Genomic DNA, 19966 nt, shown 5'->3' with positions numbered 1-19966 from the left:
AGTTCACTAAAAAAGCTTTAATAATGGATGTTCAGGTGTTCCTAACTTGACACCAGTCAGCTTGTTATTATAAGCCATCATGGCATCCGTGGTAGCAATTGCCCTATATACCCAAGGAGCATTTACCATCGGACCGTACAAAATAAAACTAGCCCCTTGCGTTACTGGATACGTGAAGACCGCAGCCCCTGCCACTTCGAAAAATGGAGTTCCTTTGGAACGCATTTTCTTCCACAAATAAACCGCGTTAGAAGGAGCACATCCTCCCGGATAACCAAATTCTTCATTGACTACATTGATAGCTTCACTTGTCCAACTGGCACTGGGTACATCCAACACACCGGGATCAACAAGGAACTGCTCGATTCCCGCTCTTTTAGCAGCATCGATTAATCCCTCTTTTTCCCCATCCCCTGACAGGAGCTTAATTCTAGCTTTGGGCTTTAAAGCTTTGTTACTAAACGCTAAAATGACGGCTGTTTTAACCCCACTTTCTTTAATAGCGGCCAACTCATCCTCAGAATAATGCTCATCAATCGAGTTATAGATTAGTCGCTTGCGTACTTCTGGATCTTTACCAAGTTCCTTTAATGCACCCATCCGCACGGCAGGACTAATGCTGTCCAACAAGAAAGGAGCCTTCGAGTTTTTCAGAACGAATTCTACATAACGAGTTAAAGCCTCTACCGATTCGCCTAAAACGTCAAGAATAAATGGATTACCCGTTTCTGCGCTCAACTCAGCTTCCTGATCTAGAAGAGCTTTAGCTGCCGCTTCATCGAAGAGTCCCTTCACGGGATCATTAACAATCTTATGTCCTCGATAAAAGATACTACCAATCAGCACAGTAGGATATTGTCCAGGTTGGCCACCTACTTTGACTCCGTTGATGTCATAGACATGTTGTTCAGAAGTATACTTTAACACTATAAATTCCCCCAAATTATATATTGTTCGGAACCCTTTATCACCTGCATTTATCATAACACCAATTCTTCGGAACATTTCACTACACTTATGCTCGTTTTGCCACATATAAGGCCATAAGTGATAATTCGGATTATTCGTCATATTTCTTATTTTCTCTATACCATCCCAGAATATCAAAAAAAATCAAGAACCTTACACCATTTTGAACTAAACCCAGTTCATTTTATAGTGATTAGGCTCTTGTTTTGGGATAGCAGGCTCCATATTTTTGGGAGTCAGTATTATCTCGATGAAAACTTACTCCAGAAACTTTTATGAGCCATAGAGTGCTTTTCTGCTAGGACACTTCTCTCTCGGACACAATTGGCAGCTTTCGAAGGTTCCTTCCTTTGGAAAACGAATACCAGAAACGGTCTTAATCGGAAGCATAAGGAAACTATCTGTCAGCCGAACCCCGATTAACTCTTCTACGTCACCTAATAATTCGAAAATCTGTATTTGCTCATTAATTGGCCAATCATTCAATGAGCCCGGATTCATATTAACAGCATGCCCCAATCCAACCACTTTATCTAGATGCGCTTCAAATGTATCAATAGCTAAACGCAGAACCATTTCTTTAATCGTATCGGCACAAAAACTTGAAAAATAATCTTCAAATTGTTTAGACCAGAGCTCTAACTCAGACCCGCAGGTAACTACAAATGGGAAAGCCTTTAAAGCCTCTTCCATGTTAACTCGCAGTACTTGACTAGTAAGCTTAATTCCGTCAATAACCACAAAGTTATCACCTTTCACTTCAATAGTCGTCTCTTTATAGACTATTTTAGGTCTTGCGAGTAACTGCGCTTCAGTAACCATCATCTCTATTTCGGAGAAATAGCTACTTTCTTTCTTGATGTGTAACTTTATCAGAAGTGCTTCAAAATCTATCACACATGGGAAATTGTTTAGAATAACCGTATCCATCAGGCATCTCCTTCCATAAGGAAGGGCATAGACGAAATACTCGATTTCCAGATTCCCAAGTCTAGTGGCATTGCTCCCCCTCCTGACATAGATTAGTGGCTACCTGCAAAGCAGGTAGCCCAATGTTTTACCCATTTTTACCCACTTCTATAGTTGGGTGGTTCTTCATTTCCCTACTCGTCTTCACCTGGCATATGACCGACAGCGTTTTCTACAATATCTCTAATCTTTGCGGCTATATCCTTCGGCAGTGGAGCAGGTTCATGGTAATTAATGATATCTCGGACTTTTTCATTGGCAACCTGGGTCAGGGTTTTTCCTCCTGATTTTTCCCAGATATTTCGTGCAGCACGGTTGACTAGACGAGGTGCATAATTCTCCTCGGCATGCTCATCTGTGTGATCATCATTCGCATAACTGCCTCCAGGACCTACCCTTTCGATGACCTCCAACGCTAACGTTTCCTGATCAACACGGATACCACTGGTTAATCTTCTGGCCATGCCTAGAACTTCATCGGCGATCACCACAAGATCTAGGTTTGAAGTCGTTCCGTATTCTGAGTACCCTGTATCATGATTAAGATTGGCGCCCGACATATTGGTCATAGCAATGGATAGGGCCGCCTCTATTCCAGCCTGTTCATCGATAATGCAGGAATCTGTACATCCTGCCGTACCAAACATCGGTATATTAAGATAATGGGCTACATCCGCTAAGCCTGCTAGGAGTAAGTGAAGTTCCGGAGCTCCATAGGAAAAGATGGTCGTACCCATATCCAAAATGGTGTACACGCCACCCATAATAAAGGGGGCTCCTTCACGGGTACACTGACTCAGCACCAGACCGCTTAAACTCTCGCACAGTCCCTGAACCATAACCCCTGCCATGGTTGCCGGAGCCGTTCCTCCAGCCATAATACAGGGAGTATAAATTGTTGGCAGACCCTTTTTAGCTCCCATCACCAATTTTTGGGCAGCTTCCAGGCAATGCATACCTGGCGAAATCGGTTCCGCATAGAGACAGATAAAAGGATTCTTCCTGAGTTCTTCCTCACCGCCAGCAACAATCTCGGCCATCTTAATGACATCTGCTTGGCCCCAAGCATCTACACAAACCGTAATAATAGGTTTCTCTGTGTGTAAAATCTGTTGCTCAAACTCATGTCGATCTGAGACCAAAAGGGGTACATCTTGGACAATCCCTAAAGACATCGCATAATCAATATTTGGTAAGGCATCGAGAACCTTGGTTGCCCAGCCTACAGACTGCCTAGTTGCTCGGTGTCTTTCGTTCGTGAACGGGTTTCGGGTAAACGGGGTGCAAGGCCCAGAACCAAAGTAGGCATTATTCCCTTCCACAAACAGTTCTCTCGCGCCTGTCCGGCTATTACAGAGCACAACGTGTTTCTGACAACTCCTCAAAGCCCGTTCCGTGATGTGCGCCGGAATCCGAACTCTTTTTCCGTCAACCCAACAACCGGCCTTTTTCAGAATCTCGAGTGATTCTTTGTCATAAAAATCTGTTCCTGTGCGCCACATCGCTTCTTCCGCGGCCAAGACCAATTCTTGACACTGGGCATCTGTGAATATCTTCATCATCGTACTGGCATATGCTTTAAAATTAGTTCTAGTTGTCAACTTCAAACTCTCCTTTCAAACCCCCTAAGTTTAGGCCAAAAGCCGATTACAAAGATCTACTGCGGAAGCTGCATCAGGAGCAAATCCATCCGCACCCACTTCATCTGCGAAATCTTGGGAAATAGGTGCCCCACCTATGATAATTTTAACTTGATCCTTGATGCCCTCTTCTTTCAGGAGTTCGATCGTGTCTTTCATATGCAACATCGTGGTGGTCAGCAAGGCCGACATTGCCAAAACATCCGGTTGATGCTCTTTAATCGCTTGCACGAATTTTTCCGGGGAGACATCGATTCCTGCATTAATGACCGTGTAGCCTCTACTTTCGAGCATCATCCCCACTAAGTTCTTGCCGATATCGTGAAGATCACCCTTCACCGTGCCCAACAGGACCTTGCCCGCTGATGGCATGTCTTCAGATGCAATCAAAGGTTTTACTAATTCTATCCCCGCAGTCATCGATCTCGCGGCCACTAAAACTTCCGGAACATACATTTCCCCGTTCTTGAAACGGGCACCCACGACACTCATTCCCGCGATTAAACCCTGATTGATGATATCTAAGGGGGAAACTCTTTCGTCAATCAGAGCTTGGGTTATCTTTTTGACTTTGGCGAGATTGCCACTAATTACACTTTGTGACAGTTCTTCAAAATTTGCCATTGTTCTCTGCTCCCTTCAACCTTCAACCTTCAAACCTATTAAATCTATCTGGCATCCGCTTTGTCTAAAATCCCTTTTATTTGACTAAGGATCTCCTCGGGAAGTTTTTCTGGCTGGTGGGTCTTGATGATACTTTGGGCCTTTTCTTTAACTCGTTGCCCTAGGGTTTTGGCTCCATTTGCCGTCCAGTCGTCAATCCGAGTTCTGTTCATAACAGTTGGCCACCAAAATTCATTGCGGAAATATTTTAAAGTATGTTCTTCACCTAGGTAATGTCCTCCCGGTTGTACCGAATCAATAACTCCCCGCGCTAATCTCTCTTCATTAACTTCTATACCTTTAATTATTCTTCGCGTCATTCCCATAACTTCATCCCCCATGACCAGTAAGGCTAAAGAACCTGACAAGCCATATTCCAATTGACCGCAGCCATGTATCAAACTTGTACCACTCATCCCAGCATGCAGAATTGAAAAGGCTGCTTCTAAGCCCATCTGAGCATCACTTTCTTTGGCGTCTGTAGCACCCGCAAAGCCAAAGCTCGGAATCTTCAGAAAACGAAGGGCATTCACCATTCCGGTGCCCATCAAGCTTACCTCTGGAGCACCGCAAGGCAAGATATCGTTTTCCTTATCGTTAATCGTGAAGAACCCTCCGGCAATCACAGGGGTCCCTTGTCTTACCAATTGGCCCAGCAGTACCCCGACTAAAACATCCGCCAAAGCTACGACGATCGCTCCGGCCGGAGTTGATGGCGAAGTTTCACCGGCAACCAGCTTGGTCGCATAAATATAGGGAACACCGTTTTGGGCTGCAAACATGACCTTAGCCATCGTTTCATCAGAGTGAACTAGAGTACCTTCCGTTTCGATTAAGAAAATGACAAAGGGATTTTTCTGAAATTCTTTTAAACTTCCGGCCACGACAGTAGCAATATCAAGGATTGCCTGCGCTTGTTCTATACCTTGAATTGATTGAACAATTGGCTTCGTCGTATGGGTAACTAACGCTTCAAAGGCATGAACCTCCGCCATGCTTTCCTTGACGTCTGTCGGTAGACCGTTACTCATGGCGAAATCGACGTTCTTTAATCCATCACAGACAACGCCTGTATTCACAACATCGGCTTTGAGCGGTTTTCTCCGTTCATCTGTCAGGGGGTCAATTACATACGCATTACCTTGACCCGGGCCATAAAACGCGTTTGTCGTTTCTAATCTTAAAGCCCTTTTACCCTTTCGGTCACATACTGTGACCCGAGACGGAGCGGTTCTGACGGCCCACTCCGATAGCGCTGAAGGAATTCGCACTCGATTCCCATCGATCCAACAACCCGCTTTTTCAAAGGTAGCCCGTGCTTCTTGGTTTAATACTTCTGCACCGGTTCGTTCTAAAACCTCCATCGTCGTCATGAAGAGTTCTTCACATTGATCCTCACTAAGCATTTTCCAAAGGGTTGTCTGATTCACCTCATAATTAGCTCGGGTATAATGACTTTTTGTTGTATGCACTTACTTCTCTCTCCTTTCAAACCCACTAAGTTTAAGCTAAGAGCCGATTACAGAGATCTACTGCGGAAGCTGCATCAGGCGCAAATCCATCCGCACCCACTTCATCTGCAAAATCTTGGGAAATAGGTGCCCCACCTATGATAACTTTAACTTGATCCTTGATGCCTTCTTCTTTCAGGAGTTCGATCGTGTCTTTCATATGCAACATCGTGGTGGTAAGCAAGGCCGACATCGCCAAAACATCAGGTTGATGCTCTTTAATCCCTTGCACGAATTTTTCCGGGGAAACATCGATTCCTGCATTAATGACCGTATAACCTCTACTTTCGAGCATCATCCCCACTAAGTTCTTGCCGATATCGTGAAGGTCACCCTTCACCGTGCCCAACAAGACTTTGCCCGCTGATGGCATGTCTTTAGCGGCAATTAAAGGTTTTACCAATTCGATCCCCGCGCTCATGGATCGCGCGGCAACAAGAACTTCCGGAACATACATTTCCCCGTTCTTGAAACGGGCACCCACGACACTCATCCCTGCTATTAACCCCTGATTGATGATATCCAACGGTGAGACTCCTTCGTCAATCAGCGCTTGGGTTAACTTTTTGACTTTGGTGAGATTGCCACTAATTACACTTTGTGACAGTTCTTCGAAGTTAGCCACTGGTTTTAACCCCCTTTCAAATCAATTCTAGTTCTAGTTCTAGTTCTAGTTCTAGCAATATTTTCACTCCAATTTACCGCTCCGGAAGGCACCTAAATAATTAGCGCAATAGCTATCGCGCCCCGCGATGGTCTCAGCGGCTATGATATTAGCCATCATCTGCCGATCTAAAGGATTAATGATTAAGCCGTCTAAACCGCGAGCAATCGCCATCACTGCAAAAGACTGGTTCAATAGTTTTCGGATGGGTAACCCATAAGAAATGTTCGACAACCCACACATCGTGTGAACCCCTTGATAGGTCGTCATAATCTTTTCCACGGCTTCTAAGAATTCAACACCAAAAGCATCTTTTGTGGCTACTGGCTGTACTAGCGGGTCGACGAAAATGTTATCCAGCGGAATACTATTTTGTACTAAACCATTGATAAGTTTATCCGCTATGGTGAGTCTAGCATCCGTGGTTTCAGGCATCCCTTCGTCACTCATGCACAAGGCTACGACCTTGTGTTCTGTGCCAGCGATCAATGGTAAGAGGGCATTGTAGCGTTCTTTCTCTAACGAGATGGAATTAATCATGGCGACACCTTTGTGTACCGATAGCGCTTTTTCAATTGCTTTTGGGTCTGGACTATCGATACAACAGGGAGCACCCGTCGCTTCCTGAACAATTTCTACAAGCCACTTTAGATACTCCGGTTCTTTACCTACAAAAATCCCGGCGTTTACATCGATGTAATTGGCTCCCCCCTTTAATTGATCTAGGGCAATTTTTTGAATTGCTGCTACGTCTTGTGCCTCGATCGCAGCTCGAACAGCTTTACGACTCGCATTGATTAATTCTCCCACTATAATCACGCTCTATCACCCCTTATAATACTTTTAATCAGCTTCCCTTCGATCGCGGACCGGACATTTCGTGCCGGTCCTCAGTCTAAAAATATTTCTTACTCAAACTGAGTCGGCTCACTAACTTCAGTTGTTAAAGCGTCCAACGCTTTTTTAACCAATGATTTTCTCAAGGCATGCTCATTTTCCTTGTTTAGTTTGGGATTCCCTACTGGGAAAGGAATCGCCACAGTTGGAACAATTCTGTTTGCGCCGACTGACACGGAAATCGTGGTAATAGTTGCCATGTGAACAATTGGAATGCCATATCTTTCAATTTCTTTTACTATCGTTGCGCCGCAACGAGTGCAAGTCCCTCAGGTGGAGGTTAGGATTACACCATCTACCCCCGCAGCTTTTAATTCTGCTCCTATCTCGATACCAAACTCTATCGATTTACTGACTGCAGTTCCAGTTCCAGTGGTCGTATAGAACCAGTTATAAACCTTTCCGATATACCCTTCACCCTCGAATTCTTTTAAGACATCCAAAGGCGCGACACGGTCGGGGATCTCATTGGCATAGACCGGGTCATAGCCACCGTGAGTTGTATAATAGCAAGGAGCCTCAAGGGCATGAACTTCGCTAACGTCGTACTTACCCCATTTTTGGGCACTAGCCGACTGAATTTTGTCTGGATTTCCTGCTGGTACAATACCACCAGAGGTGCACAAGGCTATGGTCGCTTTCCTCAAATCTTTAATTGGCTCTGCCGGAGTTACTATATCAAACACAGGCATCGGCATTTCTGTTTCAAAGGGCTGACCTTTTAGGCGGGCAAGTAGCATTTCCACAGCCCTTTGGGAACCCCTTTTTTCCACAATCAGAGTCTTCCTCATACCGCGGGCAATGTACCCTTCAGCTTCAGGAGACCCAATTTCAATCCCTTTGGCCAACTTACAAGCGAGTGCAGCCATTGAAGGCAATGCATTCCGCATTCCGCCGGCAGTATCACTCGTACTGACTACGTAGGCAAACGCTTTGCAACTATCCAAGCCGGGATTTTCCACGTACATACCAGTTACTACTGGAATATTCAACTGCTGGGCAACAGTCTTGGAAATCTCCGAGCAAGCTACCCCATAACGTCCGGCATTAAAAGCGGGCCCAGCGACAAATACATCAGGTGCAGCTTCTTTTACCATTTTCAAGATAATCTCTAAAACGTCACTTTTGTTCTCATTGAAGTAGTTATCACCACAGATAATTGTGCCAACAACCGTTCCTTCTCCCTTAAGTAACCCTTCAAAACCCATGGCAGGGCCTATTTTATTTGCTCTAAACTCAGGGGGCATACCTGCCTTATCTTCTCCCCCTACTTGACCAAAAAACTGGTTTACATAGTAAAGCACTTTAAACTTCTCTGACATAAGATATCCGCCTTTCGCTGTTAGTTTAATATAGCCTGCAGGTCACATTGTGAAATCCGATTTCTGACGTGGCACCAATCACAGCATTTAATTCACACATCAAACTACCGTCTTCAAGCAATGAACCTTCCCAACCACCAGCCAAAACTGCAATAGCTGCGGCATTTCCAATAACCTTGTCTGCAGGAAGCAACGTAACCACGTGACTTACGTTTCCACCTGACACTACTGCGACTGCTTCTACTGCTGTGTCAACTAACGGTTGGGACATGCCGTCTCTTCCCGCACACTCATCGGTAATTAATACTGTTTTGATACCGGCCTTCTCGCATTTTTTACAAATCATTAATAGGTCAGAATCAGGGTTACCATAGCCCTCTTCGGATACAATCATCGCATCGGCACCTAGCATTTTTGCTAGTTTCACAGTGTAATCAGAAGCGCGGAGTTTCCCAGCTAATGTAGTATGTTCAGGAACCATGATGACCCCCAAAAAGTTAATTTCCTTACCGTGCTGAGCATATAGATCATAGATCACAGAGTTGTTTTGGTGCTGGTAAGTAGTAATCTTATCGCAGGCAGCAACACAGTTCCCACTTATTACTGCACTATCTAATTCTTCATTGGCATGAAGAAGCGTTGGTAGAATTGCCGATTGGTTTACTCCGTAAATATAGGTATCATGAAGTAATCCCTGGGTAATATTCATTTCGGCGTATACAACTTTCGGAAATTTGGGGTATTTGGCTGTTTCTTCAAAAAGGCTACCAATTTCAAAGGTAAGTATCTCATCCGGGGTTAGATTTTTCCCTGCTAGCCCTATAAACTCTGCTGCCCGCAATCCAGCAATTCTAACAGTTTCTTCATGGGAATGAGGCGCTAGACCCTCTACCACTTGTATATCCACCGTTAAATTATAGGTTTGGGAGAACGGGGTCCACTTTGCCCCTTCACCCCACATATCAACTACCCCTTCTTGAAACCCTACAATGTCACCAACCGTTACAACAGCGGCCCCATATAAAACATGGGTTCTGCCTTCTCCACACTGAGCCTGTTTAGACGTAACCCCTGGAAAACCATTATTGCCCCCGTGAACTTTCACCCTAGGCTCAATCACGTCTTTCACCGGGATAATTCTTACTTTTTCACCAGGCTTGGCAACATCAATGAATACTTCTCTGATTCTTTCGTCTTCTTTCAGGTTGGCAATTAATCCGTCCTTATCAACAGTTAACACTCCATCTATTACAGAAGTCTCCTTGCCTAGCTGAATGTCCTTAATATAAATCCGTCCCATTTCCAGTTTCAATACGTTCACCCCCTATTGAATTTTAAACCTCACCAAGTTAAGGGTTGCTCCTCTAAAGCCGCTTCCAAGAGTATTAAATCTATCATTTTATAATCATCACCATGGGCAGTGTCTCTTCTACGAAAATCCATGTGCCGCTTGTATTTAATGATACTATCCTCGATAATTTCAGCGGAGAAAGCATCGATTTGTTCCGACTTCTTTCCTAAGATTACGGAGCGAAACGGGGAAAACATCATCCTTAGACTGGCGGCTAAAGGGTGACTGATTAGTTCATAGCCAACATGAACGAAATCTCGAACCTTAATCAGAGTCTCTTCAGCTGAACCGTCCACAAATAGTACATTATCTTTCATTTCTGCTACTGTCGGGTTATTAGTGATGATTAGATTTCTCATTATAGGTATTCCTTCTCTTTCAGTAATTCTAAGGCCCTTTCCTTATCTTCTGGAGCAATCATCACGATCGGTCCGGTACAGCCCATGCCACATTCGGCATAAATATTTGCTTTCCATAACACCTGCACCGCATCTTCCAACTGCATCACTTCTACTCCAGGAATGGAATCAGTAACAGTTTTTTTGAGGGGAGGACTTGCCGTGCTCTCTTCATCTTGATCGGCGGGAGAGAAAGTACAACTCAATGATTTAAGTAGATCCTCCCAACCAGCCTTCTTGGCTGCATAAAATTCAGTTTTGACCTTTTCCATCAAATTCCCTTTAGCACAATCCGCAGCAAATTTGATAGCTCCAGAAATCACGGGGGCCCCAGACGCTCTGGAAACGATGCAAATAATCCGGTCATAATCTTCCCCCACCCCTGGACCATAACCATTTCCCACTGCTTCATAAGAACCTCCGGTACTGTATGCGGAAAAGACCTTCATGAGGATATTTCCAGTTAGACTATCATTGACCATAATATCTGGGATGCCCATTAACAAGTCGTTACCCCGCATGACAATACCGCCGTCCGCCCGTGCAGATTCCGCAAAATTGATTGGGTAACCACCTGTCTTAAGCTTTTTCAGGGCTCTCTCCAGCTGCCGAGCACCCTCAATATTCAAGATGCCTACTGTTGGGTTGGCCTTTTCGCAAGCTTTGGCAACTGCAATCCCAAAGACAGTATTCTTAAGCATAGCGATAATTCGTTCTGTGGCTGATATACCCGTCGTAGTAGCCAAAAACATTTCTTTCCCCTTGACCGGGGTAATTACTCTTCCCACAGTGGATACCCCAATCGGGAAATTGTAATGCATAGTTACTGCTGCATCCAACGTATGGTTTAACAACATTTCATCCATCATTGCATGAGCTTCATTTTCATCCAAGACTGCCACTGTTTCCAAGTTGGTTTGTACTCCACTGCCAATAATAACTACTTGAATATTTGGATTCTGTTTCTGGGCCAATTCCGCTCCCCACACAAGTTCCTCAGGTCCGTGTTCACTGCCCAAAATTGTCAGTCCTACCCTGATTCTTTGACCAAAAGTACCTGTTTCGATAGCCTGAGCCATTTCCTCAAAAACTTCCGCGATTGCGGTTCTAATAGGGTTTTTACCCATTAGTTCACCTCCCGATGGGATAAGTATGATCCCGAAATTACTTATCTTCCCCAAACACTTTAGAGAAATCCCGCAAAGCTTTCGCAATCATCCCTCGTACTTCTTGCTTGTTAAATCCAGCATCAACCGTTCCACTGTTCTTTTCAATAATTAAAGAGACACCATCAAAAAGATTGGTCATCCTTCCTAAGAAAAGACTTCCTTTTCCAATAATCATGGTCCGTAAAATTTGTCCCGACAGAATCATATCTAGAGCATGCCCTATGAAAGGAACTCCCGAAGGAATGTGTCCCTGAGTGGGAGCAAACCCCGGCATTCCGAAACCGTCTACAGCTTTCTGCAGATCAGTTCTGTCTAATTCCCCTCTTTTTACCCCCAACGCACCAATCATTTTGTAGTTGGCCAGGGGCACGTCACCCGCTCCGGCAGGTTCAGTGATCTCAGGGTTTTGCAATTCTGCTGCATAACGGTCCACGTCCAGAATCTTATACCCGATCCGGTCTAACGGTTCAGCTACTATAGCGGTCATGACAGCCTGAGGGGAGGAACCAGATCCAATCCTATGCCGACCAACTCCATCGGTACGGATCATTGGGCTGAACCCATCGTTCTCCCCAATATGAATGGCAAAAGCCCCTAACATGTCTTCAAAAGCTGGCATTCCCTTTTCCACATGATTCTTAGAATTCATTCCTAGTTTCGCGGAAGACCCTCCGGCCAACACTACAATGTTCTTAAAAATCCCAGACTGGGCAAGAGCCGCAGCTTCTACCATGGCATGGGCGGGGGCTGCACAGAAACTACGGGTATCGGAGCCAGTAGCATTAAGACAGCCACACATCTCTCCGATGGATTTAGCGAAATTCCCGCCTCCCCTTTGGTTCATGTCTCCGCATGCTTCTTCAGAACATTCGATGATATATTCGACTTGTTCAGCTTTCAATTTAGTTTTATGGAAAAGAAGTTGCAAGACAAAAACAGCCGACGCCTTGGACACAAGATTTTCATACATTACATGGTCGGATAAAGCCTCATCAAACTCATGGGCTCTTTTCACACATCCAACTAACTGATTCTCAAAGTAGATGGGTTGTGCAATATGATTATCAACTAATTTCCGAATCTCTTCTGGCTTACCAGGATTTTTATCAAGTTTATCGATATCTTTAATGACGCCCAGTACTGGATGGGCAACTATTTTTCCTCTGACACCTAATTGAAACTGTTCTTCTAGAATTACCAATTCAAAGGTATCCACTATTTTCATGAGGCCTATGAACTCATCTTCCGGAATAATCTCTCCGTATTTGCCGTCTCGACTCTTGCCAGTAACTGATTGTTTATACCAAGGTCGAGGAACGTCTCTTAACTGGTCAGGAGTCATATTGCCAATGTACGCCTGGTTCGGAGGATAACCCACCGCCTGTTCAAAACTTCGTAGATGCCCTGGAAGCTTCTCAAGGTGTCCTGACTTAGGGTCTTTAGTTCGCTCCATGGTTTGGGTAGTTCCATGATGGACAAGCATGTCATTAGCCTGGATCAAACCATAGGCGGCACCCTTGATAACTGGAAAGTTCAATAAAATCACCTCCACCTTATGACCATTGCTCTTTGAATGTAAGATTACTTCTTAAACAAATTCTTTGAAGAGCCACTTCAACCTATTTACGATAGGTCTGTACTTCTTTAACAATCGCATCTACATCAAGTACCATTTCCATCATGCTGATCTGCTCATCATAGACAGCAGCATCCACCAAATCCTTCAATTCAAAAATGTGGTACGCTTTGAGTCCCAACGGGACTCCGGCTAATGGACCTGCAAACGTAGGATCTCCGGTAGATACGGTTTCCGCGGCCAGACCGGAAGCTTCTGCTTCCCCGCCCCCAATGACCACGATTAGATTTTCATTACCGTACTTTTCCGTAAAATCTATGATACGCGCTTGATTTTCCAGGTCCATTGCTCCAGCCGCAGTTCAAACAAAGCATTCCGTGGTCGAGAAGATTACTTCTGCGCCGCCTGATTTCACGCATTCTTCAATGGCCGGGCCAGGAATCCCGTCACGATCACCAAGAATAGCTACTTTTTTACCCTTCAACATTTCACATTTCCCCTTTCCGTAAAATTCGGCATGTTTAGATTTATCTATAAAAGTTCTATAAGTTTAGCTTCTACGTCTTCGATGGAGATTGTTACGCACAATTCAGCAACAATTGCACCATTTTGATAGAAGAGTATCGTAGGTAAACCTAAAACCTTTTGCGCCATCGCCAATCTCTTATTACCGTTGGTGTCTAGACTGCAGAATTTAGCCTTCCCTTCATACTTTTTCGCTAATTCATGAACACGGGGCATCAAAGCCTTACAAGGTTCACATTTTTCACCCCAAAAATCAACCAATATCAGACCTTCTGCTTTTAGAACCTCATCTTCAAAGTTCTCTTTCGTAAGCACTAACATTTTTATCCCCTCCTTAAATGACTCACACAAGGGATTCCCCTTATCCCAGATCGCTATACGACTCTTTGGTTAAGGTTCAGGACCCCTTTTGATGTCCTTCCTTTTCAGCTAGGTATTTCTCAGCGGCAACAGCAGCAATAGCTCCATCACTTACCGCGGTTACTACCTGTCTGAGGTATTTCACCCTAACATCCCCTACGGCATATACTCCAGACACAGATGTCTCCATCAGATCATTGGTGATAATATATCCTTGTTCGTTTAGCGTTACTTTGTCTTTTAACATATTGGTCTTAGGAACTGTTCCGACAAAGAAAAACACCCCGTTGGTTTCCATTACAGAAAGTTCCCCGGTTTTTATGTTTTTAATGACCACACTATCTACCAGGCCGTCTCCTTTGATCTCATCAAGGACAGAATTCCAAACCCATTTAATTTTAGGGTTGGCGAAAGCACTTTCCGCACTGGTCTTGTTGCATCTTAAATCCCCATCAGCACGTCTCACAATAATGGTTACTGTCTCTGCAAATTTGGCCAAGTACATAGCTTCTTCGACTGCTGCATCCCCATTACCAACCACCACTACATCCAATTCTTCAAAGAAATCAGCATCACAGGTGGCACAGTAGGATACTCCCTTACCCCTATGAGAATCTTCTCCTTTAATGTTTAAGGATCGTGGTTCAGACCCAGTGGCCAGAACTAGAGTTTTTGTTTGATATTCACGTCCGCTTTTAGTCTTGACTCGTTTTATATCTCCTTCCAATTCCAGCCCAACGACTTCTTCACGAATAATTTCTGTTCCGAAACTGATCGCATGCTCTGCCATACTTTCCATTAAAGCTGGGCCTGTCTGACCTCGGGAAAAGCCAGGATAGTTCTCCAATTCTTCCGTTGTAGCCGCTTGACCACCTAGCTTCCCTTTTTCTAAAATTCCTGTTTTTAAACGCGATCTTGATCCATAAATCGCTGCAGCCATTCCGCCCGGACCGCCGCCAACAATGAGAATATCGTAGACCTCAGACATTCCAGCTCCTCCTTTAAGAAATTTGACACTTTCAAGCTTTTTCAAATAGTGAATTGCACTCTGCTGAAATCAAATTTTATATAATTGGATTAATGCAATTATTATGCCAACTCTAAATGCTACAAAAGAGACAATATTTGAGGTTTTTAGTCCAAATTATCAAGTTACACGTCTCATTTCCGGACGGACTTCTTCAACATCATGATATTGGGGGATTCTAACCCGTTGATATCAATAAGAATACGTCCTATTTTGGGACGTATTCTTTGGCGTATAATCAGAGTCAAAAATGAGCAATTCTAACTTTGATGTGAGGCCACGTATGTCGTTTAATCCAATAGCAGTGTACGTGGATAAATATACAAGGTATTCCAATTATTATAAGCAGACCTTATATATCCCACTTTGGGATATTTATATTTGGATAACTCCGCAAAAGCCTAAGCTAAGCCGATTTTCCATCATCTCATTTTAGGATGTGCTAGTCTCTTTCTGGGATTTTCATCTAATTGTCATCACAGTCTTCACTAGTCTTGTAGCTGATCTTAAAGAATAATCGCCATCAAATAACAAAAGGGAAAATGCACGTTAAATAAAACGAAGACCCCACATACAATTTAGATGTGGGATCTTCATTTAAGGAGATATTTTACACAATCAATTTTTAAGACCATCATTTCAATCAGTTAGCCTATAAGTCCTAAACATGCTTACTGTTTTGGGCTGTGGTTGCATTATAGTTATTAACTTGGGGTTCAACACTTTCCTTCTTGTCTTCTTTCTGAAAGGCCTTAATAAGTGATGCACACATTGCAAACATGACGATCATAAACGGAAAGGCTGCTGCAATGGAGGCAGTCTGTAGCGCACCCAGTCCTCCAGCTACCATCAAGGCAATCGCCACTGCACCCACAATCAAACCCCAGGTAATTTTCAACCCTGCACTAGGGTTTAATTCTCCGCCCGAAGTGAGCATGGCCATAACAAAGGTTGCCGAGTCAGCAGAGGTAATAAAGAAGATCGCAATGATTAAAGTAGACAAGATTGTTAGTAGACCAGAAAGTGGATAGTGCTGGAACATTGCAAAAATGGCTGTGCTCGCGTCTTTTGCCACTTGAGCAGCAATCCCACCATGTTGAACAACATCAATATTCAGCGCGCTGTAGCCCATGACTGACAGCCACACAAAACTCATCAATGTAGGAGCAATGACTACGCCTAATATAAACTCTTTTACAGATCTGCCCTTCGAAATGCGGGCGATGAACGCTCCAACGAATGGACCCCAAGCAACCCACCATGCCCAGTAGAAAATGGTCCAACCGCCTACCCAACCAGGATTAGTACCAAATGTATCTGCCCAAAAACTCGTTTGAACAATATTAAATAGGTAAGAACCGATAGTTTCAGTAAAGCCATTAAGAATAAACCGAGTTGGTCCAACGATTATCAAGAGACCCACAATGAGTGCAATAAGCACCATATTTGTGTTACTAAGGAACTTAATCCCTTTTTCAATTCCGGTTACTGCAGATGTTATAAATAATGCAGTAATCACGATGATAATAATTATGGTAGTCGTCATGCCCGTGGGAAGACCATAGGCATAATTTAACCCGGTAGCGATTTGCATTGCCCCTAATCCCAGAGATGTAGCAACTCCAAAGATGGTTGCGAATACAGCCAGAATGTCGACTAACTTACCAATCCAACCATTGACTCCTTTTTCCCCAATTAACGGGTATAGTGTTGAACTGACTAGCGCTGGTAAGCCTTTGCGGAACTGAAAATACGCCATTGATAAGCCTACGACTGCAAAAACACTCCAAGGGTGTAATCCCCAATGGAAAAAAGTATAGCGCATTGCGATTTGAGCTGATTGGATACTATTGGGTTCCCCGTAAGGAGGACCAGCATAGAATGACATGGGTTCAGCGACTCCCCAAAAGACAAGACCAATTCCCATACCGGCAGCAAAGAGCATGGCAAACCAGCTCCAAGTACTGTATTCAGGCTTCTCTCCATCTTTGCCTAGGGTAATATTACCGTATTTGCTGAGCGCTAAGAAAATGGCAAACCCTAGGAAAAAAGTCACTCCGAGCAAGTAACTCCAACCGAAATTCACCGTGATGAATTTCTGTACCGCGCTGAAGGTTGCACCCGCCACTTTAGGCTGAAGTAGTGTCCAGACGACAAACAGAACCATAATGATTGCTGAAACTGAAAAGATAGTGCGATCAATTTTACCAAGAAAACTCTTTTTTTCGCTCATACTTCGTTCCTCCTTTAATCATCTACTTTGGTTTCGACCGTCTGGATTTTACTTGTTCATCGACATTCCTCCCGTCAAAATTGAATAATGAGTTAAAGTTTTCTGAATATTAAATTTTATATGCAATAAACATGCCATTTTAAGTTAGTTTGACCAGATTATTTCGATATATTTTGTAGGCCCGTCTCTAATAAAAAGAGGTCCCCCATACGCTAGTCTAACTCAATCCTCTGCCACCTCACTACACATATCCATTTCCTAGTCTGCAAAGTTGCAATTTGTTAATTTTCTCCCATGTCTACAAAGAATTTATCTTTGATTTCTTCTCTTTCCCACTCCGGACGTTCCACGGCAGTTACTTCGATTAGAGATTCCATATAAATATCGTTTTTGACCATACCCACTTGAGCATATCTATCTTGATGATTTACCACTAACTCAAACTCTTTTGCCCCTGCTTTAATTGCTGCACGTTCTGCCCGATTTTTTGCTTCGTTCAGCGCATAGGACACTGCATCGTCTAGATTCTCAAACATCTTGAGCTCCCAAGGGGCATGCAACAAATATGTTCCATCTTTTTCTCCAGGCTTTATCAATACTTTTACAGTTTCCATGATCTTACCTGTTGCAGCCCCAACAGCGTTTGCTACTTCAGCATGTTCTGGAATGACCAAACAGGTATCCAGCTTCTTAGCCACATCTGGCAACCAAACCCGAACTGGAGCTCCAATACCAATAATCGGCATTTTCATTTTAAATAAACAGTCAAATCCTTGGCCTTGATCGGGTGATAAGGCTTTTTGTATAAAATACATGACCTCGGGTGCGTCTTTTATCTTAATGCTTTGCTCATCATAACCTACTAGACTCTGAAGACAGGTAATGCAAAGGTCATTGATAATTTTTTCTGATGCACGTCGAATAAACTCCTCTGGGCTTATTCTCATCCGACTTGCTAAGATCTCTACTCCCACTTCCGCCGCTTCCCGGTTCCATTGATTATAAGTCCCTTGGGCATGAAGGATATCAGTGGGAGTAAGAGATATTCTGGCTAATACGCCTATATTAACGAGATGTTTTAAATTCAGAAGGTTAGCATCAATGTTCAACCTTTGAGTAAGGCAATATAAACTTCTGGGACCAGCTTGAAGAATTTCCACGACTCTTTTTTCTAGGTCGTTTAATACTTCACAGGTAGCCTGCCTGAGGAACATGAAACAATCAGTTGCTTGCGCAAACATTAGATCGTAGGTCTTTTCAAAGTTAACCTTCAATTCACCGACCAAATATGGATATAGGTGCGCAACCACGGACAACGGCCATACCCTTTGGGGACCTACCTGAATTTCGCCATCTTTGTGGATTTGGATATAGCTGTCGCCACCTAAACCATACGTATAGATTTGTGCGGCCTGGACACGTGTTAGCCAACCACCTACAGTAGCTCCTTCTTTGTTGATTCGAGGAACTCCGTTTTTCAGAATTGCAATATCAGTAGTGGTCCCACCCATATCGAGTACGAGAGCTTCACGAGTCTTAGTAAGAAAAGTTGCCCCTATGATACTGGAAGCGGGTCCCGAGAGAATTGTCTCGATGGGCTTTTCGCGCGCTAATGCTTCGCCCATCATACACCCGTCTCCTTTTACTATCATAATGGGAGCTTCTATTCCTTTTTCGGCGAGTACTTTTTTTACGGATTCAATCAAGTCGGTAATGATTGGAATTAAGCGAGCGTTGAGAACTGTCGTAACGGTTCTTTCATGAAACCCTAATGAAGTCGTAAGCTGGTGAGCACATACCACAGGGAGATCCAAAATTTCATTCACCATACCCATGACAGCAATTTCGTGTTCTGGATTCCTAATACTTAGATATCCCGAAATAGCTACCGCATCTACTTTGCCTTTCAGTTCGCAAATTGCCTGGCTGGTCATTTCCAGATCCAGTTCTGCGTTGGGACGCCCTTTAAGATCGTGTCCACCCGGCAGAACATAGTAATGCTTCACTGGTAATGAGTCTATAGGGTTATGACCCAGCATCAATAAACCAACTTCACACCCGCGACCTTCTACAATGGCATTGGTCGCCAATGTGGTCGATAAGGAAACCGCACTTATATTTTTGAAATCTGCAAAATCTAGATTAGCGATACAATTTCGAATGCCAACTGATAGTTCCTCACGAGTAGTCAAGGCTTTGGCCTTCTTCAATATCTGTTTGGTCCTGAGGTCCACAACCACCCCATCAGTATATGTCCCTCCAGTATCGATTCCCAAGACTAGTGACATTTCTATCCCTCCTGACCTAAACCTAGTGCAAGACCCCTACTTCTATAAGTAGGGGTGGTTCTTCGTAACTTTCATATGTGGTAGAGTCCCCAACCCCTTTCAAATCAACTCTAGCCTTTGATGACTCTCTACTTGCAAATGTTATGCCAATCCAAATCTCGCTTTCTACTGCACAAAACGGAGGTTACCTCTACTTTTATTACACAATCCATCTCACTTCCGGACGCCAATCGCTTTTGACTTTATTAATAATGATTCCAACCCCTTTTAAAAAGGGTGAACGGCGTCTTGTTTTAGGACTCCGTTTGTGTCATTCTAGGATATCTATCTTGTTATCTTGAGACAGTGGCAAAAAAATAACCTACCCCTTTAGGTAAGTTCTAAAGGAGTAATGCTGAAATTTG

Annotated in this window: 17 protein-coding genes; all 17 read right to left on the bottom strand. The window is 43.8% G+C overall.

The features are described from left to right. Positions 1-6 precede the first annotated feature (6 nt). Positions 7-927: a [methyl-Co(III) glycine betaine-specific corrinoid protein]--tetrahydrofolate methyltransferase MtgA gene (mtgA, locus tag E4K67_RS08365; RefSeq protein WP_135545980.1), complete on the bottom strand. Its 921-nt coding sequence runs from the start codon at positions 925-927 to the stop codon at positions 7-9. A gap of 315 nt (positions 928-1242) precedes the next feature. Then, positions 1243-1899 carry a vitamin B12 dependent-methionine synthase activation domain-containing protein gene (locus tag E4K67_RS08360; protein WP_135545979.1) on the bottom strand — a complete coding sequence of 219 codons (657 nt, stop codon included), beginning with the start codon at positions 1897-1899 and terminating at the stop codon, positions 1243-1245. Between the two features lie 173 nt (positions 1900-2072). Next, positions 2073-3539 (bottom strand): trimethylamine methyltransferase family protein, encoded by a 1467-nt coding sequence (locus E4K67_RS08355; protein ID WP_135545978.1) that lies wholly within the window; start codon positions 3537-3539, stop codon positions 2073-2075. 30 nt (positions 3540-3569) lie between these two features. Next, entirely contained in the window at positions 3570-4202 is a 633-nt protein-coding gene (locus E4K67_RS08350; RefSeq protein WP_135545977.1) for a cobalamin B12-binding domain-containing protein, read from the bottom strand. 44 nt (positions 4203-4246) lie between these two features. Continuing rightward, complete coding sequence (locus E4K67_RS08345) at positions 4247-5713, bottom strand: trimethylamine methyltransferase family protein (protein WP_243454391.1); 1467 nt, start codon at positions 5711-5713, stop codon at positions 4247-4249. A 31-nt stretch (positions 5714-5744) separates the two neighbouring features. Continuing rightward, the gene (locus tag E4K67_RS08340; protein ID WP_135545976.1) at positions 5745-6377 is read right to left on the bottom strand and encodes a cobalamin B12-binding domain-containing protein; all 633 of its coding nucleotides are present in this window, start codon (positions 6375-6377) and stop codon (positions 5745-5747) included. A gap of 63 nt (positions 6378-6440) precedes the next feature. After that, on the bottom strand, positions 6441-7235 hold the full coding sequence (locus tag E4K67_RS08335) for a methyltetrahydrofolate cobalamin methyltransferase (protein WP_135545975.1): 795 nt from the start codon (positions 7233-7235) through the stop codon (positions 6441-6443). Between the two features lie 89 nt (positions 7236-7324). After that, positions 7325-8635 carry a glycine/betaine/sarcosine/D-proline family reductase selenoprotein B gene (locus E4K67_RS08330; protein WP_135545974.1) on the bottom strand — a complete coding sequence of 437 codons (1311 nt, stop codon included), beginning with the start codon at positions 8633-8635 and terminating at the stop codon, positions 7325-7327. Between the two features lie 25 nt (positions 8636-8660). Continuing rightward, complete coding sequence (locus tag E4K67_RS08325) at positions 8661-9947, bottom strand: glycine/sarcosine/betaine reductase component B subunit (protein ID WP_135545973.1); 1287 nt, start codon at positions 9945-9947, stop codon at positions 8661-8663. Between the two features lie 29 nt (positions 9948-9976). After that, on the bottom strand, positions 9977-10345 hold the full coding sequence (locus tag E4K67_RS08320) for a GrdX family protein (RefSeq protein WP_135545972.1): 369 nt from the start codon (positions 10343-10345) through the stop codon (positions 9977-9979). Then, entirely contained in the window at positions 10345-11511 is a 1167-nt protein-coding gene (grdD, locus tag E4K67_RS08315) for a glycine/sarcosine/betaine reductase complex component C subunit alpha (protein WP_135545971.1), read from the bottom strand. The genes E4K67_RS08320 and grdD overlap by 1 nt, the downstream gene beginning before the upstream one ends. Before the next feature lie 37 nt (positions 11512-11548). Then, entirely contained in the window at positions 11549-13090 is a 1542-nt protein-coding gene (gene grdC, locus E4K67_RS08310; protein WP_135545970.1) for a glycine/sarcosine/betaine reductase complex component C subunit beta, read from the bottom strand. 82 nt (positions 13091-13172) lie between these two features. Then, a complete protein-coding gene (gene grdA, locus E4K67_RS08305) occupies positions 13173-13616 on the bottom strand; it encodes a glycine/sarcosine/betaine reductase complex selenoprotein A (RefSeq protein WP_135545969.1) in 444 nt (147 codons plus the stop codon). Between the two features lie 44 nt (positions 13617-13660). Next, positions 13661-13975 (bottom strand): thioredoxin family protein, encoded by a 315-nt coding sequence (locus E4K67_RS08300; RefSeq protein ID WP_135545968.1) that lies wholly within the window; start codon positions 13973-13975, stop codon positions 13661-13663. A 76-nt stretch (positions 13976-14051) separates the two neighbouring features. Continuing rightward, positions 14052-15002 carry a thioredoxin-disulfide reductase gene (gene trxB / locus E4K67_RS08295; RefSeq protein WP_135545967.1) on the bottom strand — a complete coding sequence of 317 codons (951 nt, stop codon included), beginning with the start codon at positions 15000-15002 and terminating at the stop codon, positions 14052-14054. A 700-nt stretch (positions 15003-15702) separates the two neighbouring features. Next, on the bottom strand, positions 15703-17274 hold the full coding sequence (locus E4K67_RS08290; RefSeq protein ID WP_135545966.1) for a glycine betaine uptake BCCT transporter: 1572 nt from the start codon (positions 17272-17274) through the stop codon (positions 15703-15705). A gap of 281 nt (positions 17275-17555) precedes the next feature. After that, entirely contained in the window at positions 17556-19562 is a 2007-nt protein-coding gene (locus E4K67_RS08285; protein WP_135545965.1) for a hydantoinase/oxoprolinase family protein, read from the bottom strand. Positions 19563-19966: the final 404 nt, after the last annotated feature.

Origin of the sequence: Desulfosporosinus fructosivorans, assembly GCF_004766045.1 — a bacterium.
GTDB classification, from domain to species: Bacteria; Bacillota; Desulfitobacteriia; order Desulfitobacteriales; family Desulfitobacteriaceae; genus Desulfosporosinus; species Desulfosporosinus fructosivorans.
The sequence above is the reverse complement of the archived record's forward strand: the minus strand, read 5'-3'. Positions and strand labels throughout refer to the sequence as shown.

Excerpts from the sequence above, each read along its gene's own strand:
- trxB (WP_135545967.1), bottom strand. The coding sequence starts at position 15,002 with ATGTCTGAGGTCTACGATATTCTCATTGTTGGCGGCGGTCCGGGCGGA.
- E4K67_RS08290 (WP_135545966.1), bottom strand. The coding sequence starts at position 17,274 with ATGAGCGAAAAAAAGAGTTTTCTTGGTAAAATTGATCGCACTATCTTT.
- E4K67_RS08360 (WP_135545979.1), bottom strand. The coding sequence starts at position 1,899 with ATGGATACGGTTATTCTAAACAATTTCCCATGTGTGATAGATTTTGAA.
- E4K67_RS08285 (WP_135545965.1), bottom strand. The coding sequence starts at position 19,562 with ATGTCACTAGTCTTGGGAATCGATACTGGAGGGACATATACTGATGGG.
- grdD (WP_135545971.1), bottom strand. The coding sequence starts at position 11,511 with ATGGGTAAAAACCCTATTAGAACCGCAATCGCGGAAGTTTTTGAGGAA.
- E4K67_RS08350 (WP_135545977.1), bottom strand. The coding sequence starts at position 4,202 with ATGGCAAATTTTGAAGAACTGTCACAAAGTGTAATTAGTGGCAATCTC.
- E4K67_RS08300 (WP_135545968.1), bottom strand. The coding sequence starts at position 13,975 with ATGTTAGTGCTTACGAAAGAGAACTTTGAAGATGAGGTTCTAAAAGCA.
- E4K67_RS08320 (WP_135545972.1), bottom strand. The coding sequence starts at position 10,345 with ATGAGAAATCTAATCATCACTAATAACCCGACAGTAGCAGAAATGAAA.